The organism is Pseudomonas sp. A25(2017) (genome assembly GCF_002001065.1).
GTDB classification, from domain to species: Bacteria; Pseudomonadota; Gammaproteobacteria; order Pseudomonadales; family Pseudomonadaceae; genus Aquipseudomonas; species Aquipseudomonas kilonensis.
The window spans coordinates 117,803-134,817 of the sequence record NZ_MUOA01000089.1; the positions used below are offsets into that span (position 1 = coordinate 117,803).

Genomic DNA, 17,015 nt, shown 5'->3' on the forward strand with positions numbered 1-17,015 from the left:
AGCCTGGGGGGACGTCGGCGGTCCCGCCCGTAGTGTAGAAGGCCTTGCAGGGTCGGCAGAACGGATATGTTGCTGAATCAAACAGCGTGCGAGGTGAGGACGCCTCGCACGCTGTCCGGCTTATTGACGGTAGGACTTGAGGAAGTTGCCGATCCGGCCAATGGCCTGGTCGAGGTCATCGACCCGCGGCAGGGTCACGACGCGGAAGTGATCCGGCCACGGCCAGTTGAACGCCGTGCCCTGGACCACCAGCAGCTTTTCGGACAGCAGCAGGTCGAGGACGAATTTTTCATCGTTGTGGATCGGGCAGACCTTCGGGTCGATCCGCGGGAAGGCATACAGCGCGCCCATCGGCTTGACACAACTGACGCCGGGGATGTCGTTGAGCAGTTCCCAGGTGCGATTGCGCTGTTCCAGCAGCCGGCCCTGGGGCAGGACCAGGTCGTTGATGCTCTGGTAGCCACCCAGCGCCGTCTGGATCGCATGCTGGCTCGGCACGTTGGCACACAGGCGCATGTTGGCCAGCATGTCGATGCCTTCGATGTAGCTCTGGGCATGGTGCTTGGGCCCGGAGATGGCGATCCAGCCGGAACGGAAACCGGCGACCCGATAGGACTTGGACAGGCCGTTGAAGGTCAGGCACAGCAGGTCTGGCGCCAGGGACGCGGTGCACACATGCACGGCATCGTCGTAGAGGATCTTGTCGTAGATCTCGTCGGAGAACACCACCAGGTTGTGCTGGCGGGCCAGTTCCAGCATGCCCAGCAGCACTTCCCTGGAATACACGGCGCCGGTCGGGTTGTTCGGGTTGATGATCACCAGTGCCTTGGTATTGGGCGTGATCTTGGCCTTGATGTCCGCCAGGTCGGGAAACCAGTTGGCCTGTTCGTCGCACAGGTAATGCACCGGGTTGCCACCGGACAGGCTCACGGCAGCGGTCCACAGCGGATAGTCCGGTGCCGGCACCAGCACTTCGTCACCGTTGTTGAGCAGGGCCTGCATGGACATCACGATCAGCTCGGACACGCCGTTGCCCAGGTAGATGTCCTCGATGCCGATCCCTTCGACCTGCTTCTGCTGGTAGTACTGCATCACGGCCTTGCGGGCACTGAACAGGCCCTTGGAGTCGCTGTAGCCCTGGGCCGTCGGCAGGTTGCGGATGACGTCCTGGAGGATTTCATCGGGCGCTTCGAAACCAAAGGGGGCCGGGTTGCCGATGTTCAGCTTGAGGATGCGATGGCCTTCCTCTTCCAGGCGTTTGGCGTGCTTGAGCACCGGGCCGCGAATGTCGTAGCAGACGTTGGCGAGCTTGTTCGATTTGCTGACCTGCATGGCGATGTGTTCCCGAAAATGAACGATCCAGGTGGCGTATGAACGGCCGTACTGGGGATCCTGCGTCTTTGCCCAGGCCTGGCGCGGTACATGCGTCACAATCCGTTTGAATGCGCATGACGTGGCTGCCAGACTGGCGTCTGACGAGGCGCAATCATACGTGCCGCCCGATCTGCGGAAAAGCGTCGGATCGGGCTTTTTCAATTGCCGAGGTGGGACGATGGAAAAGTTGGAGAAAACCCTTGAAGAATGGCACGCCATGCTCGACCCGGAGCAGTACAACGTCTGTCGATTGAAGGGCACCGAACGGCCGTTCTCCGGTAAATACAACGCCACCAAGACCGACGGTGTGTACCACTGCATCTGCTGCAACGAACCGTTGTTCGATTCGCAGACCAAATTCGATTCCGGCTGCGGCTGGCCGAGTTTCTACGCGCCGATCGAGGGCAGCGCGGTGGTGGAGGTGCGGGACGTCAGCCACGGCATGATTCGCACCGAGGTGGTCTGCGCCAGATGCGACGCCCACTTGGGCCACGTCTTCCCCGACGGCCCGCCGCCCACGGGTTTGCGGTACTGCATCAACTCGGTGTGCCTGGATCTGGTCCCACGGGGGTAATTCAGTGGGAGCAAAGCTTGCTCGCGAAACAGGGCGCCTCGATCTCTGAAAGACCGCATCGCCTTCATCGCGGGCAAGCCTTGCTCCCACAGTCTGTTGTGTGGGTTTTTTCGATAATTAAATTGCATACAATTTAATTGCTCGCTATCTTCAAGCTCCTCTTCTTCCCATCTGGAGCCTTGCCATGAGCGACAACCTGCTGAGCATCCCGTGCACCACCATCAAGGGTGAGCAAAAGACCCTCGCCGATTTCGCCGGCAAGGCTGTGCTGGTGGTCAACACGGCCAGCCAGTGCGGGTTCACCCCGCAGTACAAGGGGCTTGAGGCGCTGTGGCAGACCTACAAGGACCAGGGCCTGGTGGTGCTGGGCTTTCCCTGCAATCAGTTCGGTAAGCAGGAGCCGGGCAACGAAGGGGCGATTACCGAGTTTTGCGAGCTGAACTTCGGTGTGAGTTTTCCGCTGTTCAAGAAAATCGAGGTCAACGGTGCCAACGCCCATCCCCTGTTCGTCCAGCTTAAACAGCGGGCGCCTGGCGTGCTGGGGTCCAAAGGCATCAAGTGGAATTTCACCAAGTTCCTGATCGGCAAGGACGGTCAGGTGGTCAAGCGTTTTGCCCCGACCACCAAGCCCCAGGACCTGACCGGTGAGATCGAAGCGCTGCTCAAATGAATGACCTGTCAGCCGATTCGCTGAAACTCGACAGCCAGTTGTGCTTCAAGCTGTACGCCGCTTCGCGTGCGGTGATTCGTGGCTACAAGCCAATGCTCGATCAGCTCGGCCTGACCTATCCGCAATACCTGGTGATGCTGGTGTTGTGGGAATGGCAGGACACGGCCCCGCAACAGCCGACGGTCAAGGCCCTGGGTGAGCGTTTGGCGCTGGATTCCGGCACGCTGACGCCACTGCTAAAGCGCCTGGAACAGTTGGACCTGGTCCAGCGCCAGCGTTCGGCCCGGGACGAGCGGGAGGTGCACTTGAGCCTGTCGGCAGCAGGGCGAGCGTTGCGTGAGCAGGTCGGCCCGCTCAAGGCCCGCCTGTTGTGTGACAGCGGTGTTGACCTGGACCGCCTCGGAACGTTGCGAGACGGTCTCGATCACCTGCTGGGCCAGATCAAAGCGCTGACGTAGTCGGCACCCACTGGTCCAGCACTGCCGCCAGTTCTTCGCGGCGGAACGGCTTGGACAGGTAATCGTTCATGCCGGCCGCACGGCAGCGCTCGCGTTCCTCGGGCATCGCGTTGGCCGTCAGGGCCACAATCGGCAGGTCCGACCAGCGCCCGCTGCGGCGGATCTGCCGGCTGGCTTCGTAACCATCCATCACCGGCATGTTGCAGTCCATCAACACCAGGTCGAACACCCGCTGTTCCAGTTGATCCAGGGCTTCGACGCCATGGGCCGCGACAGTGACTTCGCAGCCCAGCTTCACCAACATCCCCTTGGCCACCAGTTGGTTGACCGGGTTGTCCTCCACCAGCAGCACCCGTCCACGCTTGGCAGGCGCCAGGGCTTCGATCTGTGCGTCATTGATGATGGTCGCCTCGCTTTGCATGGCGCGTCGCAGAATCTGGTACAGCGCATGGCGCGCCAGCGGCCGGGCCTGTTGTATCAGCGGGGCGAGGGCGGCGGCTTCCTCGCTGGGCATGAAGCTGCCATAGGCGGTCACCAGCAGGATCGGCGCGTCAAAGGTCGGCCGCAGGTTGAACAGGCATTCCGGGCAGTCGGTAATCAGTACGTCGGGCGTGAGCCCCAGCAACCTGTCCTCGATGGAGCGCTGCACATAATCCAGGCCCCATCCCGGCAACAGCATGCCCAGCAACTCGGCCAGCCCGCTGCTGCTGGCGGTGATGGCGACGACGTTGCCGTGCAACGGTTCGACCGGCGTCGCCGGGGTATGGCACGGCAGGGGCAGATCGGCACAGAACTGGCTGCCAAAGCCGGCTTCGGAACTGATCGTCAACCGGCCCTGCATGGCTTCGCAGAGGTTGTAGGTCAATGCCAGGCCCAGGCCGGTGCCACCAAACTGGCGGGTAATCCCGGCGCCAGCCTGGGTGAACGGTTGCAGGATTCTCGCCTGGGCTTCCTGGGGAATGCCAATGCCCGTGTCGCAGACCTCGATTCGCACGCCGCCTTCGTAATGACTCATCTTCACGTCGACCCGACCGAAGCGCGTGAACTTCAGTGCGTTGGACAGCAGGTTGCTGACGATCTGGCGCACCCGGGTCGGGTCGCCGACTACCTGCGCCGGGAACTGCGGGTCGATCAGGCACGCCAGTTCGACACTGGGGGCCGCGTTCTGGGAAAGCAGGTTGGCGGTATCCTCCACCAGGGAGCCGAGATCGAACGGAATGCGTTCGAGTTCCAGTTGGCCGGCGTCGAATTTCGACAGGTCGAGGATGTCGTTGAGCAGTTCGACCAATACCTTGCCCGAGTCATGGGCAATCGATAGCTGCTGCTGTTGTTCGGCCGTCAGGGGGCCATCCAGGGAGAGCGCGATCATGCCCAGCAGGCCGTTGAGCGGTGTGCGGATCTCGTGGCTCATGTTGGCGAGGAACGCGGAGCGGGCTTCGGCCATGTCCAGGGCTGTGCGCCGGGCCACTTCCAGCTCCTCGTTGGACTGGCTGAGGCGGGTATTGATGGCCTTGAGTTCGGCGGTGCGTGCCGAGACGATGTTCTCCAGTTGCGCCAGGTATTCAGTGAGGCGATTTTCGGCCGTACGCCGCTGCTGGATTTCGGCGGAGATGTTTTCGAACTGCTGGTTGGCGACGGACACCAGCACGCCGATTTCATCGGACTGATGGCCGGCAGGGCATTCCAGGTGGCTCTGTTCGCTGCTGCTCGGGTCGCGGCTGCTCAGTTCGCGGATGACCCGCACCAGGGGCTTGGTCAGCATCACGTAGAACAGCGCCAGCAGCAGGCCGGTCAGGATCAGGCTGCGGGCGAAGCCGTTGAGCAAGGTGACCTCGGCACGGCGCAGGAAACGACTGCCGAACGCATAGGTGTCGACGTCCAGTCGCAGCATGCCCAGGGATTCGCTGGGCAAGTGATCCAGGTAGAGCCGGTCCTCGAACTGCCGCTGGGCGCCGAACAGGAAGTCGCTGATGAACCGGTAGCTGCTTTGCAGCTCGGGCCGCTTGACGCTGGCCAGCACGGTATTGTTGTTGTCGATCAGCTCGGCCCCGATGATGGCCGGTGAGCGCAACAGGCCCATGGACAACTCCTGGGCGAGTTCGGCGTCGATGTTGTAGGCGATGCGCGAGGCCGGGTTGTGGCTGATTTCCAGCAGCGAGAGGATTTCACGGTTGATCGACGCGTCTTCGCTGGCATAATCGATGCCAATCTGCATCAGGCTGAGCAAGGTGCCCAGCACGAAGCCCACCAGGACGGTCAGGCGGGCCTGCTTGTAGGAAAGCCGTTGGGTGAATCTGATGTCCATTGAGTGATGAGCCACTTACGTTTCCCTTCGCCGGTCAAGCATAGCTGATCATCTCTGAATACCGGTGCAGCCGGTGTGTATTGTGTGAAGTAGACCCGCCATTGGATACGGCGTTTCGTTGCTGGAGCGCCATCATTACTGTGAACCTGTCCGAGGAGAAGACGTGGACTCGCGATTGAATGCTTTTCTTGAGCGTGCCGATGCCGTGCTGGCCCGGATCGAACCTTTGCTGCCGGCGCCTCGGCCCTCCATCGATTGGACCCAGACCCTGGCCGCCCGCTGGCAGCGTGACGGGCGCAGCGGCTATCTGATGCCGCTGCAGGTCAGCCTCGACATGCGCTTGTCGGACCTGATCGGCGTGGAGCGCCAGGTTGAACAACTGGGCCGCAACACGCGGCAATTCATCGATGGCATGCCCGCCAACCATGCCTTGCTCTGGGGTTCGCGTGGCACCGGCAAGTCGTCCCTGGTGCGCGCCCTGTTGGCTGAGCATGCCCAGCATGGCCTGCGCTTGATCGAGATCGAACGCGATCACCTGGCCGATCTGCCCCGCGTGGTCGAGCAGGTGGCGAAACTGCCCCAGCGCTTCGTGTTGTTTTGCGATGACTTGTCGTTCGAATCCGGTGAAGGCGATTACCGCGTGCTCAAGAGCGTGTTGGATGGATCCCTGGAGCAGGCGCCGGACAACGTGCTGCTGTATGCCACCTCCAACCGTCGTCACCTGGTGCCGGAAAAGGAAAGCGACAACGAGAATTGGAAGCGGGTCGACGGCGAACTTCACCCCAGCGAAGCGGTAGAAGACAAGATCGCCTTGTCCGACCGCTTTGGCTTGTGGCTGTCGTTTTATCCGTTTACCCAGGAGCATTTCCTCAACGTGGTGGAGCACTGGATCGGCGAACTGGCGGCCAAGGCCGGCCTGGCCTGGCAGCGCGACGAAGCGCTGGATGTACTGGCGGTGCGCTGGGCAACCGGGCGCGGCAATCGCAACGGACGTTGCGCCTATCAGTTTGCCCGTTATTGGGTTGGCCTGAAATTGTTGGAGCACAAGGCATGATCGATTTGAAGGGCACCGGAGTCGGCCTTGACGGCTACGCGCTGTTATCGGCACAGCTGGAATCCTTGCTGGCCGATGAGCGTGACTTCATCGCCAACGCCGCGCAGTTCTCGGCTTTCCTGTCCAGTCAGCTGGATGATCTGAACTGGGCCGGTTTCTACCTCAATCGCAACGAAGAGTTGGTCCTGGGACCGTTCCAGGGCCAGATCGCCTGCGTGCGGATCCCCTTTGGCCGCGGTGTATGCGGTACGGCGGCCGCGACCCGGCAGACCCAGCGCGTCGAAGACGTCCATGCCTTCGCCGGGCACATCGCCTGCGACAGCGCGTCGAACAGCGAGCTGGTGGTGCCGCTGGTCAAGGACGGGCGCCTGATCGGCGTGCTCGACCTGGACAGTCCGAAACTGGCGCGCTTTACCGAACATGATCAAGCCGGCATCGAGCAGTTGGCCGCGATCTTCCTGCGCCTGACGGATTGCTGACTCGCTTTGCGTAGGAGCTGGCGAAGCCTGCGATCTTTTGATCTTTTGATCGTTCGCTTGAGGTTCAAGCGTCAGGGGAAAGATCGCAGCCTCGCTTCGCTCGGCAGCTCCTACAGGGATTGCTTTCATGCCTTCAGCCCGGCCTTGGCCAGCAGGCTGTCGGGGTCGACTTCATCGATCTGGTGTGGGTCGAGGAACTGGTTGGCGTAGCTCTCGTAGATTTTTTCTTCGATGAACAGCCCGAACAGCTCGGGATCGATATGGGCGTCACGGCACATGGTGGCCATGATGCCCAGGGCCTCGCTCAGCTTCTTGGCTTTCTTGTAGGGGCGGTCGGCCGCCGTCAGTGCTTCGAAAATGTCGGCAATGGCCATCATGCGCGCCGGCAGGCTCATCTCTTCGCGCTGGAGGCGCTTGGGGTAACCACTGCCATCCATTTTCTCGTGATGACCGCCAGCGATCTCCGCCACGCTGTCCAGGTGACTGGGGAAGGGCAGCTGGCTGAGCATCAGGATCGTCTGCACCATGTGATGATTGATGACGTAGCGCTCCTCGCGGGTCAGCGTGCCGCGCGTGATGCTCAGGTTGTAGAGTTCGCCGCGGTTGTATTTCCAGGCCGGAACATCGAGCTGGAAGCCCCATGGGTTGTCCGCCGGGATCAGTTCGGCCGCGTGGCGCTCAAGCAGGTGTTCGGGCTTGTCTGCCAGCAGCGGCTCAGTGACCGGTAGTGTCGGCTTGGGCGTTCGATTCTGGCGTCGGTTCTCTTCCCAGGAAACCCCCAGGCGATCGTCGAGGGTCCGGGTCCACGGGCGTTGGGCAATCTGCTGCAGGCGTTGCAGGTCGGCCTCGGCCATGGCTTCGGCGCCCAGGTTGCAACGGGCGACGAAGGCGAAGTCGTCATCCAGGGCCGTCAATGTCGCGTCACGCTGTTGCGCCAGGGATGACGGCTCGCCGCCGCTTGCCACGGCCTGCCAGTAGTCGACCCAGGCGTCGCGCTTGAGCACTTCGAAGCGGGTGCGTATTTCGTGGACCCGGTCGTTCAGGGTTTCCAGTTTGGTGGCTTTGTCGACCACGTATTCGGGAGTGGTGACCTTGCCGCAATCGTGCAGCCAGGCGGCGATGTGCAGGGCTTCCCATTCATCCTCCGTTGGCCGGTAGGCGTCGAATGCCGGTGCCTGGCTGGCAGCGGCGGCCTGGGCGAGCATCAGGGTCAGGACCGGCACCCGCTGGCAATGGCCGCCGGTATAGGGACTCTTGGCATCGATCGCGCCGGCCAGCAATTGGATGAAGGCGTCCAGCAATTGCTTTTGCCTGGCTTGCAGGCGCTGGGCCTCGATGCTCACGGCGGCGGCGCCGGACACGGCCTGGAGGAAGGCGATGCGGTCGGGCTGCAGTTTTTCCAGGTCGGCTTCGGTGCCGCTGTCGGTGACCAGCAACACCAGTACGCCGACGGTTTCCTGATGCCGATTGCGCAGGCGAATACCGATCAAGTGGACGCGCGGGGAGTCCAGCTCCCGCAGCACGCCCTGCAGGTCGCCCGCCTGTTCGAAGCCCAGGGATGCCACGAGGTTGTCCGAGGTAGCCAGTTGCTGGAGCCATGGCGGGCTGGCGCTCGCCTGTAGTGCATGGCTGCGCAACTTGAAGGCGTCGAGGTCCCTGGGCGTTCCATCGATCACCAGCCCATACGGCTTGACCCGATTGTCGTCGTTCTCGCGCAGGTAGATCAGGCCGGCCTGGGCCTGGCCGATCTTCACGGTTTCAAACAACACCCGTTCCAGCAACGGGGCGAAGCGGGTTTCGGCGCGCAGGCTGGCGGTGATTTCAAAGAAACTTGCCAGGGTCTCTTTCATGCGCGCCATCGAGACGCTCAACTGATCGACCTCCAGCACCGGGGAGCGACGGGACACCGGGTAGTTGAAGTCAAAGCTGCGAATGGCATCGGCCTCCTGCACCAGTTCGCGCAAAGGCTTGACCAGGATCCTGGACGTCAGCCAGCCCAGGGGCAGGCACAGCAGCAGGGTGGCGAGGGTGATGAGCGCGCCTTGCCAGCGCATGCGGTAGGCATTGTCCAGCAGCTCATCTTCAGGGACCAGCAACGCCAGTTCCAGGCCTTGGGGCCCGCCTTCCTGCATGTGGCTGCGAGACACGATCCACGGGCGTCCGGCCGCTTCCAGGCGTGTGGTGTCAGTGTTGTTGTCGAGTGCGGCGGCGATGGCCGGGCTGAGGTCGCGGGCCTTGATCAGGCGTGTCGACTGGGCGTCGGCGAGCAGCCGGCGGCTGTCGGGATAACCCACAGCGTTGCCCCTGGGATCAAGGAGCACGACCTCGGTGCCAGCCGTCACCTTGTGCTTGGCCAGGGTCTGGGACAGGGCCACCAGGGTCAGGTCGGCGCCGATGACAGCCTGCTCGCCACTGCGCCGGGCGAGGGTGGTGCCGACGTTTTGGGTGGAGAAAAAAACGTAGGGCTCGGTGGTAATCTGCTCGGTGCTGCCGACGGCGCTGCGAAACCAGCTGCGGCCGCGGGGATCGTAGATTTCGTCGGCTATGTCCCGGCGCCCGATGAGTGTCAGGGCCTCGTCGTAGAACCGCGACTGGGAATGAACCGGGCCTTGCTCGGTGGCCCGCTCCACGGTCCAGACCTGGTAGGCCGAGTCGGCCGGCGCCTGCAGGGCGGCTTTCAGGGCCGCGGTGCGCAGCGGCCGGACCATCAGGAAATTGCCGCGCTGATCGCCCAGGTACAACGATGCCAGGTTAGGGTTGTCCCGCAGCGCCTGGCTGAAGGGCACGAGCAGGGCCAGGCGTTGCGCCATCTGCGGCGTGCGCGTCGCCGGGTAGTCAGCCAGCAGGCTCAACAGGTGACGGATGGGTTCGTAGGTGTCGTACAAATCCAGGCGCACATCCTGTTCAATACGGTTGAACAGTTTTTCACTGCTGGAGAGGATGATTTGCGTGGTTTGCCGGTAATTGAAAACCCCCAGCACCACCCCGGTCAGCAGCAAAAGCAGGGTAAACATCACGCTGATGTGGACGTGCAGGGGGAACCGGCGTTTGTCCGGACGCGGTGCGCTGGGCATTGCAGTCACTCCAAGTGTCAGGGGGTGTTCTCGATGAGTGTTCCCGCGTGCAAGGGAAACCGATCGAGAACCCCCCAGGTACGCACTGCTGAGCGAATAGCATAGTAAACGCTGGATTATTTTGCCTTGGCGATCTCCGTTTCCAGGGCCCGCTCCAGTTCGCTCATGGCGCGGTCGAGGGCGTCGATGCAATCGCTGATTCGTCCAGGTGCCTGCGCCTGGTGACAAGCGCGCTCCAACGCCTCGCACCGCTGGATCAGCGAGGTCGCCTGGATGATGCGGGCGACGCCTTTTATCTTGTGCGCTATTTCGGTCAGCGCTTGCCGGTTTGCGCCGCGGGCGACATCGAGCAACTCCTGGCGGTCCGAGCGGCTGCTGCTGAGTAATTCAGCCAGCAGGCGCCGGTTGGACGAAGGGTCGCCGCCGGTCAACGCCTGCAAGCTTTGTACACTGAAAACGGTGGGGCGTCCGGCGGGTTTGACCGCTTTGATCCATTGGCTCAAGGCGCTCAGGCTGATTGGCTTGAACAGGCAGTCATCCATTCCAGCGTCCTGGCAGCGTTGTTTTTCCTCCGGTTGTGCATTGGCGGTGAACCCCAGGAGGGTGCAAGGTGGCCGTTGCTGCTCGGACTCATCGCGACGAATCGATCGGGCCAGTTCGTAGCCGTTCATGATGGGCATGTTGCAATCGGCGATGACCAGATCGAAATGATTTTTTTGCCAGACCTCGAGCCCGTGGGCACCATCATGGGCGACCTGGTAGTGATGGCCCAGGTATTCCAATTGCTGCGACATCAGTAGGCGGTTGGCGGGATGATCGTCCACGATCAGGACGTTCAGGGTGGCCTGGGCCGTTTCGATGACCGGTTCAGGTGGCGGGCGAACCGGCGCCGTCGACAGGACGGTCAGTTGCAGGCAGACCTGGACCTGGGTGCCGCTGCCGGGTTGGCTGTTCATGTGCAGGTTGCCGCCCATCATCCGGCACAGGTTGCGACTGATCACCAGCCCCAACCCCGCACCGTTGCGGGCCATCCGGCTGGTGTTATCGACCTGGGCAAACGGCTCGAACAAACGTTGCAGGTCCGCCGGGCCAATACCGATGCCGCTGTCGTTGACCTCCAGGTGCATTTGCAGAACGTCGTCCTGGTCGGTTGGAGACAGCCGGACCTTGACCACGACCTGGCCCTGCTCGGTAAATTTGAGGGCATTGCTGATCAGGTTCGACAGCACCTGTTTGAATCGCAACGGGTCCATCAACACGTCAGGGCTACCCTCGGCGGCGTCGAACTGCAGGGACAGCGCCAGGTTTTTCTGCCGGGCCACGCCCTCGAATACCCGAATGACCGATTGCAGCAGGGTCCTGAGATCGACGCGTTCGGGGGCCAGGCTCAGGTGGCCGGATTCGATACGGGCGATGTCCAGGATATCGCCTATCAGTTCGAGCATGCCGGAGGCCGACTCGTACGCGACTTCGATGGTCGAACGGTCCACGCGGCCCTTGTCGGCCTGTTTCAGGGCCAGCTCAAGCATGCCGATCACCGCGTTCATGGGGGTGCGGATTTCATGGCTCATGGTTGCCAGGAACGTGCTTTTGGCGCGGTTCGCGTCATCGGCCCGTTGCTTGGACGCGCGCAGTTCCTCGAACAGCTGGCGCCGCTCACTGATGTCGATCCAGCCGCCGATGATGCCTCGCACTTCGGCGGCGGAGTTTCGGTAGGGGAGGATCCAGTGATAGATCGTCAATTGCCTGTCCCCGATGTGCAGGGGCCGATCGACGATCAGGGCGGTGCCTTCGGCCATGACACGCTGGTAGTCCGCCTGGTACTCCTGCGCTTCGAAGGCGTTGCTCATGGAGCCTGGCATCTGGCTCTTGCCGATGACGTCTTCGCGTTTGACGTCGAACGTTTGCAGGTAGCTGTCGTTGCAGCTTTGCAGGATGCCGTTGCGATCCCTCACGTAGATGGGGTGGGGGGTGCCATTGAGCAGCGAATGCATGAATTCGAGCTGATCATTGAGGGCCAGTTCCGCCCGTTGACGTTGCCTGATCTGGCGCTGCATGTAGGCGTTCCACGCCAGGGAAAACAGCAACAACAGGCCAACGCCCACGACGATCTGCAGGAACAGGCGGTTGTAGGTGCGCCAGGTGTGTTCCGAGGGCGAGACGTAACCGCGCCAGCGGTTGTTGATGACGCCCAGTTCGTCGGGGTCGATGCTGGTCAGGGCCTTGTCGAGGATGGCGTTCAACTCGGTGGCGTTTTTTGCCGTGGCCAGCGCGAACATGGCCTGTTGGGTGCCCACCGTGCTGCTGATTTGCAACCTGTCGCGCCATGCATAGGAGGAGATGAAGTAGTTGGCCATCACCTGCGAGTTCACGCTGCCGTCGACCTGGCCATGGACGAGCATTTCCACGGCGCGCAAGGGGCCGTCCGTTTCGATGATTTGAATGTTTGGGTACTGGCTGCGTAGCCATTCAATGACCGGATTGCCTTTGGCGATTGCCAGGCTGGCGTGGCCGAACTGATCGAGTGTCGTGGGCGTGTCGGACTGTTTGCGGGTCAGCAGGACGAACGAGCTGTCGACGTAGGGGCGGCTGAACTTCAACTGGAGTTGTCGTTCACTGCTGGGCAAAAGTGCGGCGATGATGTCGGCTTGATCGTTGAGGACCGCGGTAATCATTTCGCTGTCGTTCTGGCGGCGCTGGATGTCCAGGCGCAGGCCGGTGCGCAGCCGGATCAGTTCCAGCAGGTCGGCACTGATGCCGCGAAAGTCCCCATCGGCATCGAAGAAGGTGAAGGGCGCGGAGGTGTCGTTCACCACCACCCGAACCACCGGATGCCTGGCCAGCCAGCGTTGCTCGCGGTCGGTCAGTTGTATCCTGTGGTCCGTGAGATACAGGTCGCTGCCTGCACTCCAGCGCTTGGAGATCGCGGCTTGCTCGGCAATGGAGACCTGGCTCAGCGTAGCGTTGATGACTTCCAACAAGCGGGTGTCGCTACGTCGTACGGCGAAACCGAACCCATGGGATTCGTGTTTGCCGAAGCTGGCCATGCGGATATTGCTCAAGTAGCCCTTGTTGATCATGTAGTGGGTGGAAAGGGTATCGCCGAGAAATACGTCGGCCTGACCGAAGGCGACGGCATTGATGGCGTTCTGGTAGGACGGGTAGGTGGTGATGAGTGCCTTGGGGTAGAGTTTTTCAATTTCCCGTAGCGGCAGGTAGTGATAGACCATGCTCAGCCGTAACCCTTCGAGATCGTCAGTCAGGGATCGGCTTTCATTCGTTCGGGTGACGAGAACGGGTTGGTCCACTGCGTACGGCGTTGACAGCACAATATCGGGGTTGCGCGCCTCGAAGCCGTTGGCGGTGCCAAGCATATCGATTTGCCCATCCTTGAGTGCGGCCATGGCCGCCTCGCGGGAGTCGAAGCGCAGGACGCTCATGGGCAGGCCGGTGGCTTTGGCGATGATGTCGGCGTAATCGGCCGTCAGGCCTTCGTAGTCGCGTCCGCTGCTGGAGAGATCGAAGGGCGGGTAATCCGGCGCGGACGTTCCCAGGACCAGCGCCTGCCGATCCTGTAGCCAGGCGCGGTGAACGTCATCCAGCTTGATCTCGGTATGGGCCATGGACGAACGGCCCAGCAACGTATAGTGCTCGGGCGCATCCGGTGCCGCCATGAGCACTCCTGCATATAACGCTGCGCTGATCAGCAGGAGACATTCGGTTATGCGTCTGAGCATCCAGTTTCTTCTCACACCAGCGCGTTGCGCTTCGCCATTTCAATCAGATCGACCAGGGACTTGACCTTGAGCTTCTGCATCAGCCGCTTCTTATAAGTACTGACGGTTTTATTGCTTAGAAACATGCCTTTGGCTATTTCCTTGTTGGTACGGCCCTGGGCAAAAAGTTGCAGCACCATCAGTTCCCGATCATTGACACTTTTGAAAAGGTCCAGCTCGATACTGCGTGGGTCATCCGGGCGTACCGGATTCAGCGCCTGGCTGGGAAAGTAGTTGTAGCCGGACAATACCGCTTTGATTGCGCTGACAAGTTCGCTGAGGTCTTCCTGTTTACAAACGTAACCAGAGGCACCGGACTGCATGCATCGAATGCCGAAGAGCGTCGGCGACTGGGCCGTGAGCACCAGCGTCTTGAGCGGAGTGGTCATGGCGTTGAAGCGCGAGAGGATTTCCAGCCCGTCGAGTTTGGGAATGCTGATGTCCAGGATAACCAGGTCTGGCATGCATTCGCGCACCATTTGCATCGCATCGACGCCGTTGTCAGTTTCTCCTACGACCTTATAGCCCTCATGCTCCAGAAGCATGCGAACAGCGAGGCGGATGACCGGATGATCGTCGACAATGAAAACGGAGTTCATGAATAAATTACCCTGCGAACTTGAATAAAGCGCGCACCTTAGCCCACTTACAACCAGGGCCGTACGAAGAGACGGGCATGCAACTTCAATTTCAGAAGTTTCCTACAAAAAAAGAGGCAAGATATTACGAGGTAATCGGTTTTTTAGTCGGTGGGCGACAATAAGAGGGGGATGTGTTGGCGGTGTGTGAAGGGATATTTCTTTGATAGTGTTGTTTGTGCAAACAAAAGAAGCGTTTCAATCGAGGTTTGTGTAAACCATACAGTTGTTTATCTACTTCAAACTCCTTGTGGCGCAGCGCTACAAAATTCACATTCACCGCCAATTCCTGTGGGAGCGAGCTTGCTCGCGATGACGGTGGCACATCCTGCATTGATGCGCACAGATCCACCGCCATCGCGAGCAAGCTCGCTCCCACAGGTTTTGTGCCAGGCGCAGCACTTCGTCGATCCACGCCTTTTATTGGCGCGTGCGGCCGGTCATCTCCTGGGCCATTTCGCTGGCGTAGCTGTCAGTCATCCCGGCGATGAAATCGATCATTCGCAGGAAAGCGCTATGCAAGGGGCCGTTGGGATCTGGCGCGTTGTTCCCCAGCAGGTCGAGAATGCGGCGATTCTTGAACGAAGGCGTACGGCCTCCGTGCTGTTCGAGGGCGGCCCCGCAAAATCCGTTGAGCAGGATTTCCAGCGTGGTGTAGGCACCGATTTCATGCAGGGTCTTGCGCTTGTCCTGGAAAATTTTCCGGCGCGCCATGTCTTTGGCATTCAACACGCAGCGTTTTGCCGGGCCGTGCATATGCTCCACCAAATCCCCTGGCAATGTACCGGCAAGCAATGCTTCCTGCTGTTCGACAAAAGCCCGGGCGGCGGCGTTGGTCAGGTGTTCGATGGCTTTGCCCCGCAGGATCGCCAGTTTGCGTCGCCGCGAGTCCAGCGGCCCAAGCTGGCGGTAAGTGTCCGGAAGATCGTCGCCCACCAGGTCCAGGAGCAGCGATTCCACCTGGGGGTATTCCAGGAGATCCATCTCCACGCCGTCTTCCAGGTCGATCAGCGCGTAGCAGATGTCATCGGCGGCCTCCATCAGGTACACCAAGGGATGCCGCGCCCAGCGTTGATCCTCGATCTGTGGCAAGCCGAGCTTGTGAGCAATTTGCTCCAACAGTGGCAGTTCGCTCTGGTAGCAACCGAACTTGTGCTTCTTATAGCCCAGCGAGTCCGCGTGGCGGGCAGTCCAGGGGTATTTCAAATAGGTGCCGAGGGTGGCATAGGTCAGCCGCGTTCCGCCGTCGAACTGATGGTATTCAAGCTGGGTGAGAACGCGGAATCCTTGGGCGTTGCCTTCGAAGTTGAGGAAGTCGTTGCGCTCGGCTTCGCTCATTGCATCGAGCCAACCACGGCCGGCGGCCTGCTGGAACCAATAGCGAATAGCATCCTCGCCGGAGTGACCGAACGGCGGGTTGCCAATGTCGTGGGCCAGGCAGGCCGATTGCACCACCATGCCCAGGTCGCTTGGCTCGCACCAGTCAGGCAGGGCATTGCGGATGGTTTCTCCCACGCGCATACCCAGGGAACGCCCGACGCAGCTGACTTCCAGCGAATGGGTCAGGCGCGTATGGATGTGGTCGTTGCTGGAGACCGGATGCACTTGCGTCTTGCGTCCGAGGCGACGGAAGGCGCCGGAAAAGATGATGCGGTCGTGGTCCTTGTGGAAAGGACTGCGGCCCAGTTCTTGCGGACTGTGCAGCGGTTTTCCGAGGCGTTCGCGAGTCAGCAGGGTATGCCAATCCAAGGCCGGTTGCTCCGTTTGATGATGTCGATGCCCTAGCTTCCCGGTTCGTGGGCTGCCCTGCAAGGCCTATAGACCGCACGGACCGGATACATAACCTTTTGTGGTGAGGGGATAAAACCCCTCACCACAGGGTGCGGGTCCCTCAGGGTTTGCGCAGGTCTTTGGCCAGCTTGACCAACGGCAGCAATGTGGTTGCCAGGCGGATCAGGCCAGTCAAGCCACCGCCACCACCATTGCGGGTCCGTTTGCCGGTGATGAAACCGAGCAGGGACACCGCCGCCACGCCCCACAGTGGCGCGTGCTTGATGCCGAAACCTTCATGCCAGCTTTGCGTCAAGCCGCGCACCCGTTGCAAGGGCTGCAGCAACTGGCGCGTTTCCTGACGGATTTCCTGGCGATGCATTTCCATGCGCAGACGCACCAGCGCCTTGCGCATTTCCTGTCGGGTTCGGGCTTGAGGGATATCAGGCAGGCTCATGGCAGCAGGCGCTCCCGGTCATTGGCCAGCTCTTCGAGGGTGGCGTTAAAAGGGGAGGACTCGTCATAGATCGCTGCCTTGAGCCGCAGACCGCAGAACAGCGCTGCCAGCAGGTAGAACAGGCACAGGCCGATAATGCCCGCCAGGCGATAGGTGTCCCACACCAGGATCAGTACCAGTGCCGAAAGCCCGACCAACAGCAGCAAGCCGAACACCAGCGCAAGGCCGGCGAACAGCAGGAGGCTGACGGTGCGTGCCTTCTGTTCCTGCAACTCCATGCCGAACAATTCGACGTGGCTATGCAACAAGCCAAGGAACGCCGCGCCCAGGCGACGTGCTGTCGGTTGTGTGCCCGCTTCGGACGAGCCGGATTCGTCGATACCCAT

13 protein-coding genes are annotated in these 17,015 nt (G+C 61.2%); 5 read left to right on the forward strand and 8 right to left on the reverse strand.

Features of this window, described 5'->3' with window-relative positions:
- Positions 1-120: 120 nt before the first annotated feature.
- Positions 121-1,332, reverse strand: a complete 1,212-nt coding sequence (locus tag B0E42_RS23005; protein ID WP_018603142.1) for a pyridoxal phosphate-dependent aminotransferase — start codon at positions 1,330-1,332, stop codon at positions 121-123.
- Positions 1,333-1,552: 220 nt separating this feature from the next.
- Between B0E42_RS23005 and msrB the strand changes: the two genes are divergently transcribed.
- The 3 genes from msrB to B0E42_RS23020 all read left to right on the forward strand — a co-directional run bounded on the left by msrB (position 1,553) and on the right by B0E42_RS23020 (position 3,076).
- Complete coding sequence (msrB, locus tag B0E42_RS23010; protein ID WP_018603143.1) at positions 1,553-1,948, forward strand: peptide-methionine (R)-S-oxide reductase MsrB; 396 nt, start codon at positions 1,553-1,555, stop codon at positions 1,946-1,948.
- 184 nt (positions 1,949-2,132) lie between these two features.
- Complete coding sequence (locus B0E42_RS23015) at positions 2,133-2,618, forward strand: glutathione peroxidase (protein ID WP_003199416.1); 486 nt, start codon at positions 2,133-2,135, stop codon at positions 2,616-2,618.
- Positions 2,615-3,076 carry a MarR family winged helix-turn-helix transcriptional regulator gene (locus B0E42_RS23020; protein ID WP_018603147.1) on the forward strand — a complete coding sequence of 154 codons (462 nt, stop codon included), beginning with the start codon at positions 2,615-2,617 and terminating at the stop codon, positions 3,074-3,076. Before B0E42_RS23015 ends, B0E42_RS23020 begins: the two co-directional genes overlap by 4 nt.
- On the opposite strand, the gene B0E42_RS23025 is transcribed toward B0E42_RS23020, so the two are convergent.
- Complete coding sequence (locus B0E42_RS23025; RefSeq protein WP_018603148.1) at positions 3,060-5,381, reverse strand: response regulator; 2,322 nt, start codon at positions 5,379-5,381, stop codon at positions 3,060-3,062. The genes B0E42_RS23020 and B0E42_RS23025 overlap by 17 nt on opposite strands.
- Positions 5,382-5,544: 163 nt before the next feature.
- Between B0E42_RS23025 and B0E42_RS23030 the strand changes: the two genes are divergently transcribed.
- A complete protein-coding gene (locus B0E42_RS23030; protein WP_018603150.1) occupies positions 5,545-6,435 on the forward strand; it encodes an ATP-binding protein in 891 nt (296 codons plus the stop codon).
- Positions 6,432-6,914: a GAF domain-containing protein gene (locus B0E42_RS23035; RefSeq protein ID WP_014337288.1), complete on the forward strand. Its 483-nt coding sequence runs from the start codon at positions 6,432-6,434 to the stop codon at positions 6,912-6,914. The genes B0E42_RS23030 and B0E42_RS23035 overlap by 4 nt, the downstream gene beginning before the upstream one ends.
- Before the next feature lie 125 nt (positions 6,915-7,039).
- Here B0E42_RS23035 and B0E42_RS23040 read toward each other — a convergent pair whose 3' ends face one another.
- The 6 genes from B0E42_RS23040 to B0E42_RS23065 form a co-directional block, all read right to left on the reverse strand.
- Positions 7,040-9,988, reverse strand: coding sequence for an HD domain-containing phosphohydrolase (locus tag B0E42_RS23040; RefSeq protein WP_077507628.1), 2,949 nt, complete (start codon positions 9,986-9,988; stop codon positions 7,040-7,042).
- Positions 9,989-10,104: 116 nt separating this feature from the next.
- Positions 10,105-13,725 carry a transporter substrate-binding domain-containing protein gene (locus B0E42_RS23045; RefSeq protein WP_168188536.1) on the reverse strand — a complete coding sequence of 1,207 codons (3,621 nt, stop codon included), beginning with the start codon at positions 13,723-13,725 and terminating at the stop codon, positions 10,105-10,107.
- An 11-nt stretch (positions 13,726-13,736) separates the two neighbouring features.
- Positions 13,737-14,363 (reverse strand): response regulator transcription factor, encoded by a 627-nt coding sequence (locus tag B0E42_RS23050; protein WP_003199430.1) that lies wholly within the window; start codon positions 14,361-14,363, stop codon positions 13,737-13,739.
- 459 nt (positions 14,364-14,822) lie between these two features.
- The gene (locus tag B0E42_RS23055) at positions 14,823-16,151 is read right to left on the reverse strand and encodes a deoxyguanosinetriphosphate triphosphohydrolase (RefSeq protein ID WP_003199435.1); all 1,329 of its coding nucleotides are present in this window, start codon (positions 16,149-16,151) and stop codon (positions 14,823-14,825) included.
- Between the two features lie 142 nt (positions 16,152-16,293).
- Positions 16,294-16,629: a hypothetical protein gene (locus B0E42_RS23060; protein ID WP_003199437.1), complete on the reverse strand. Its 336-nt coding sequence runs from the start codon at positions 16,627-16,629 to the stop codon at positions 16,294-16,296.
- Positions 16,626-17,015 (reverse strand): phage holin family protein, encoded by a 390-nt coding sequence (locus tag B0E42_RS23065; RefSeq protein WP_024618372.1) that lies wholly within the window; start codon positions 17,013-17,015, stop codon positions 16,626-16,628. Before B0E42_RS23065 ends, B0E42_RS23060 begins: the two co-directional genes overlap by 4 nt.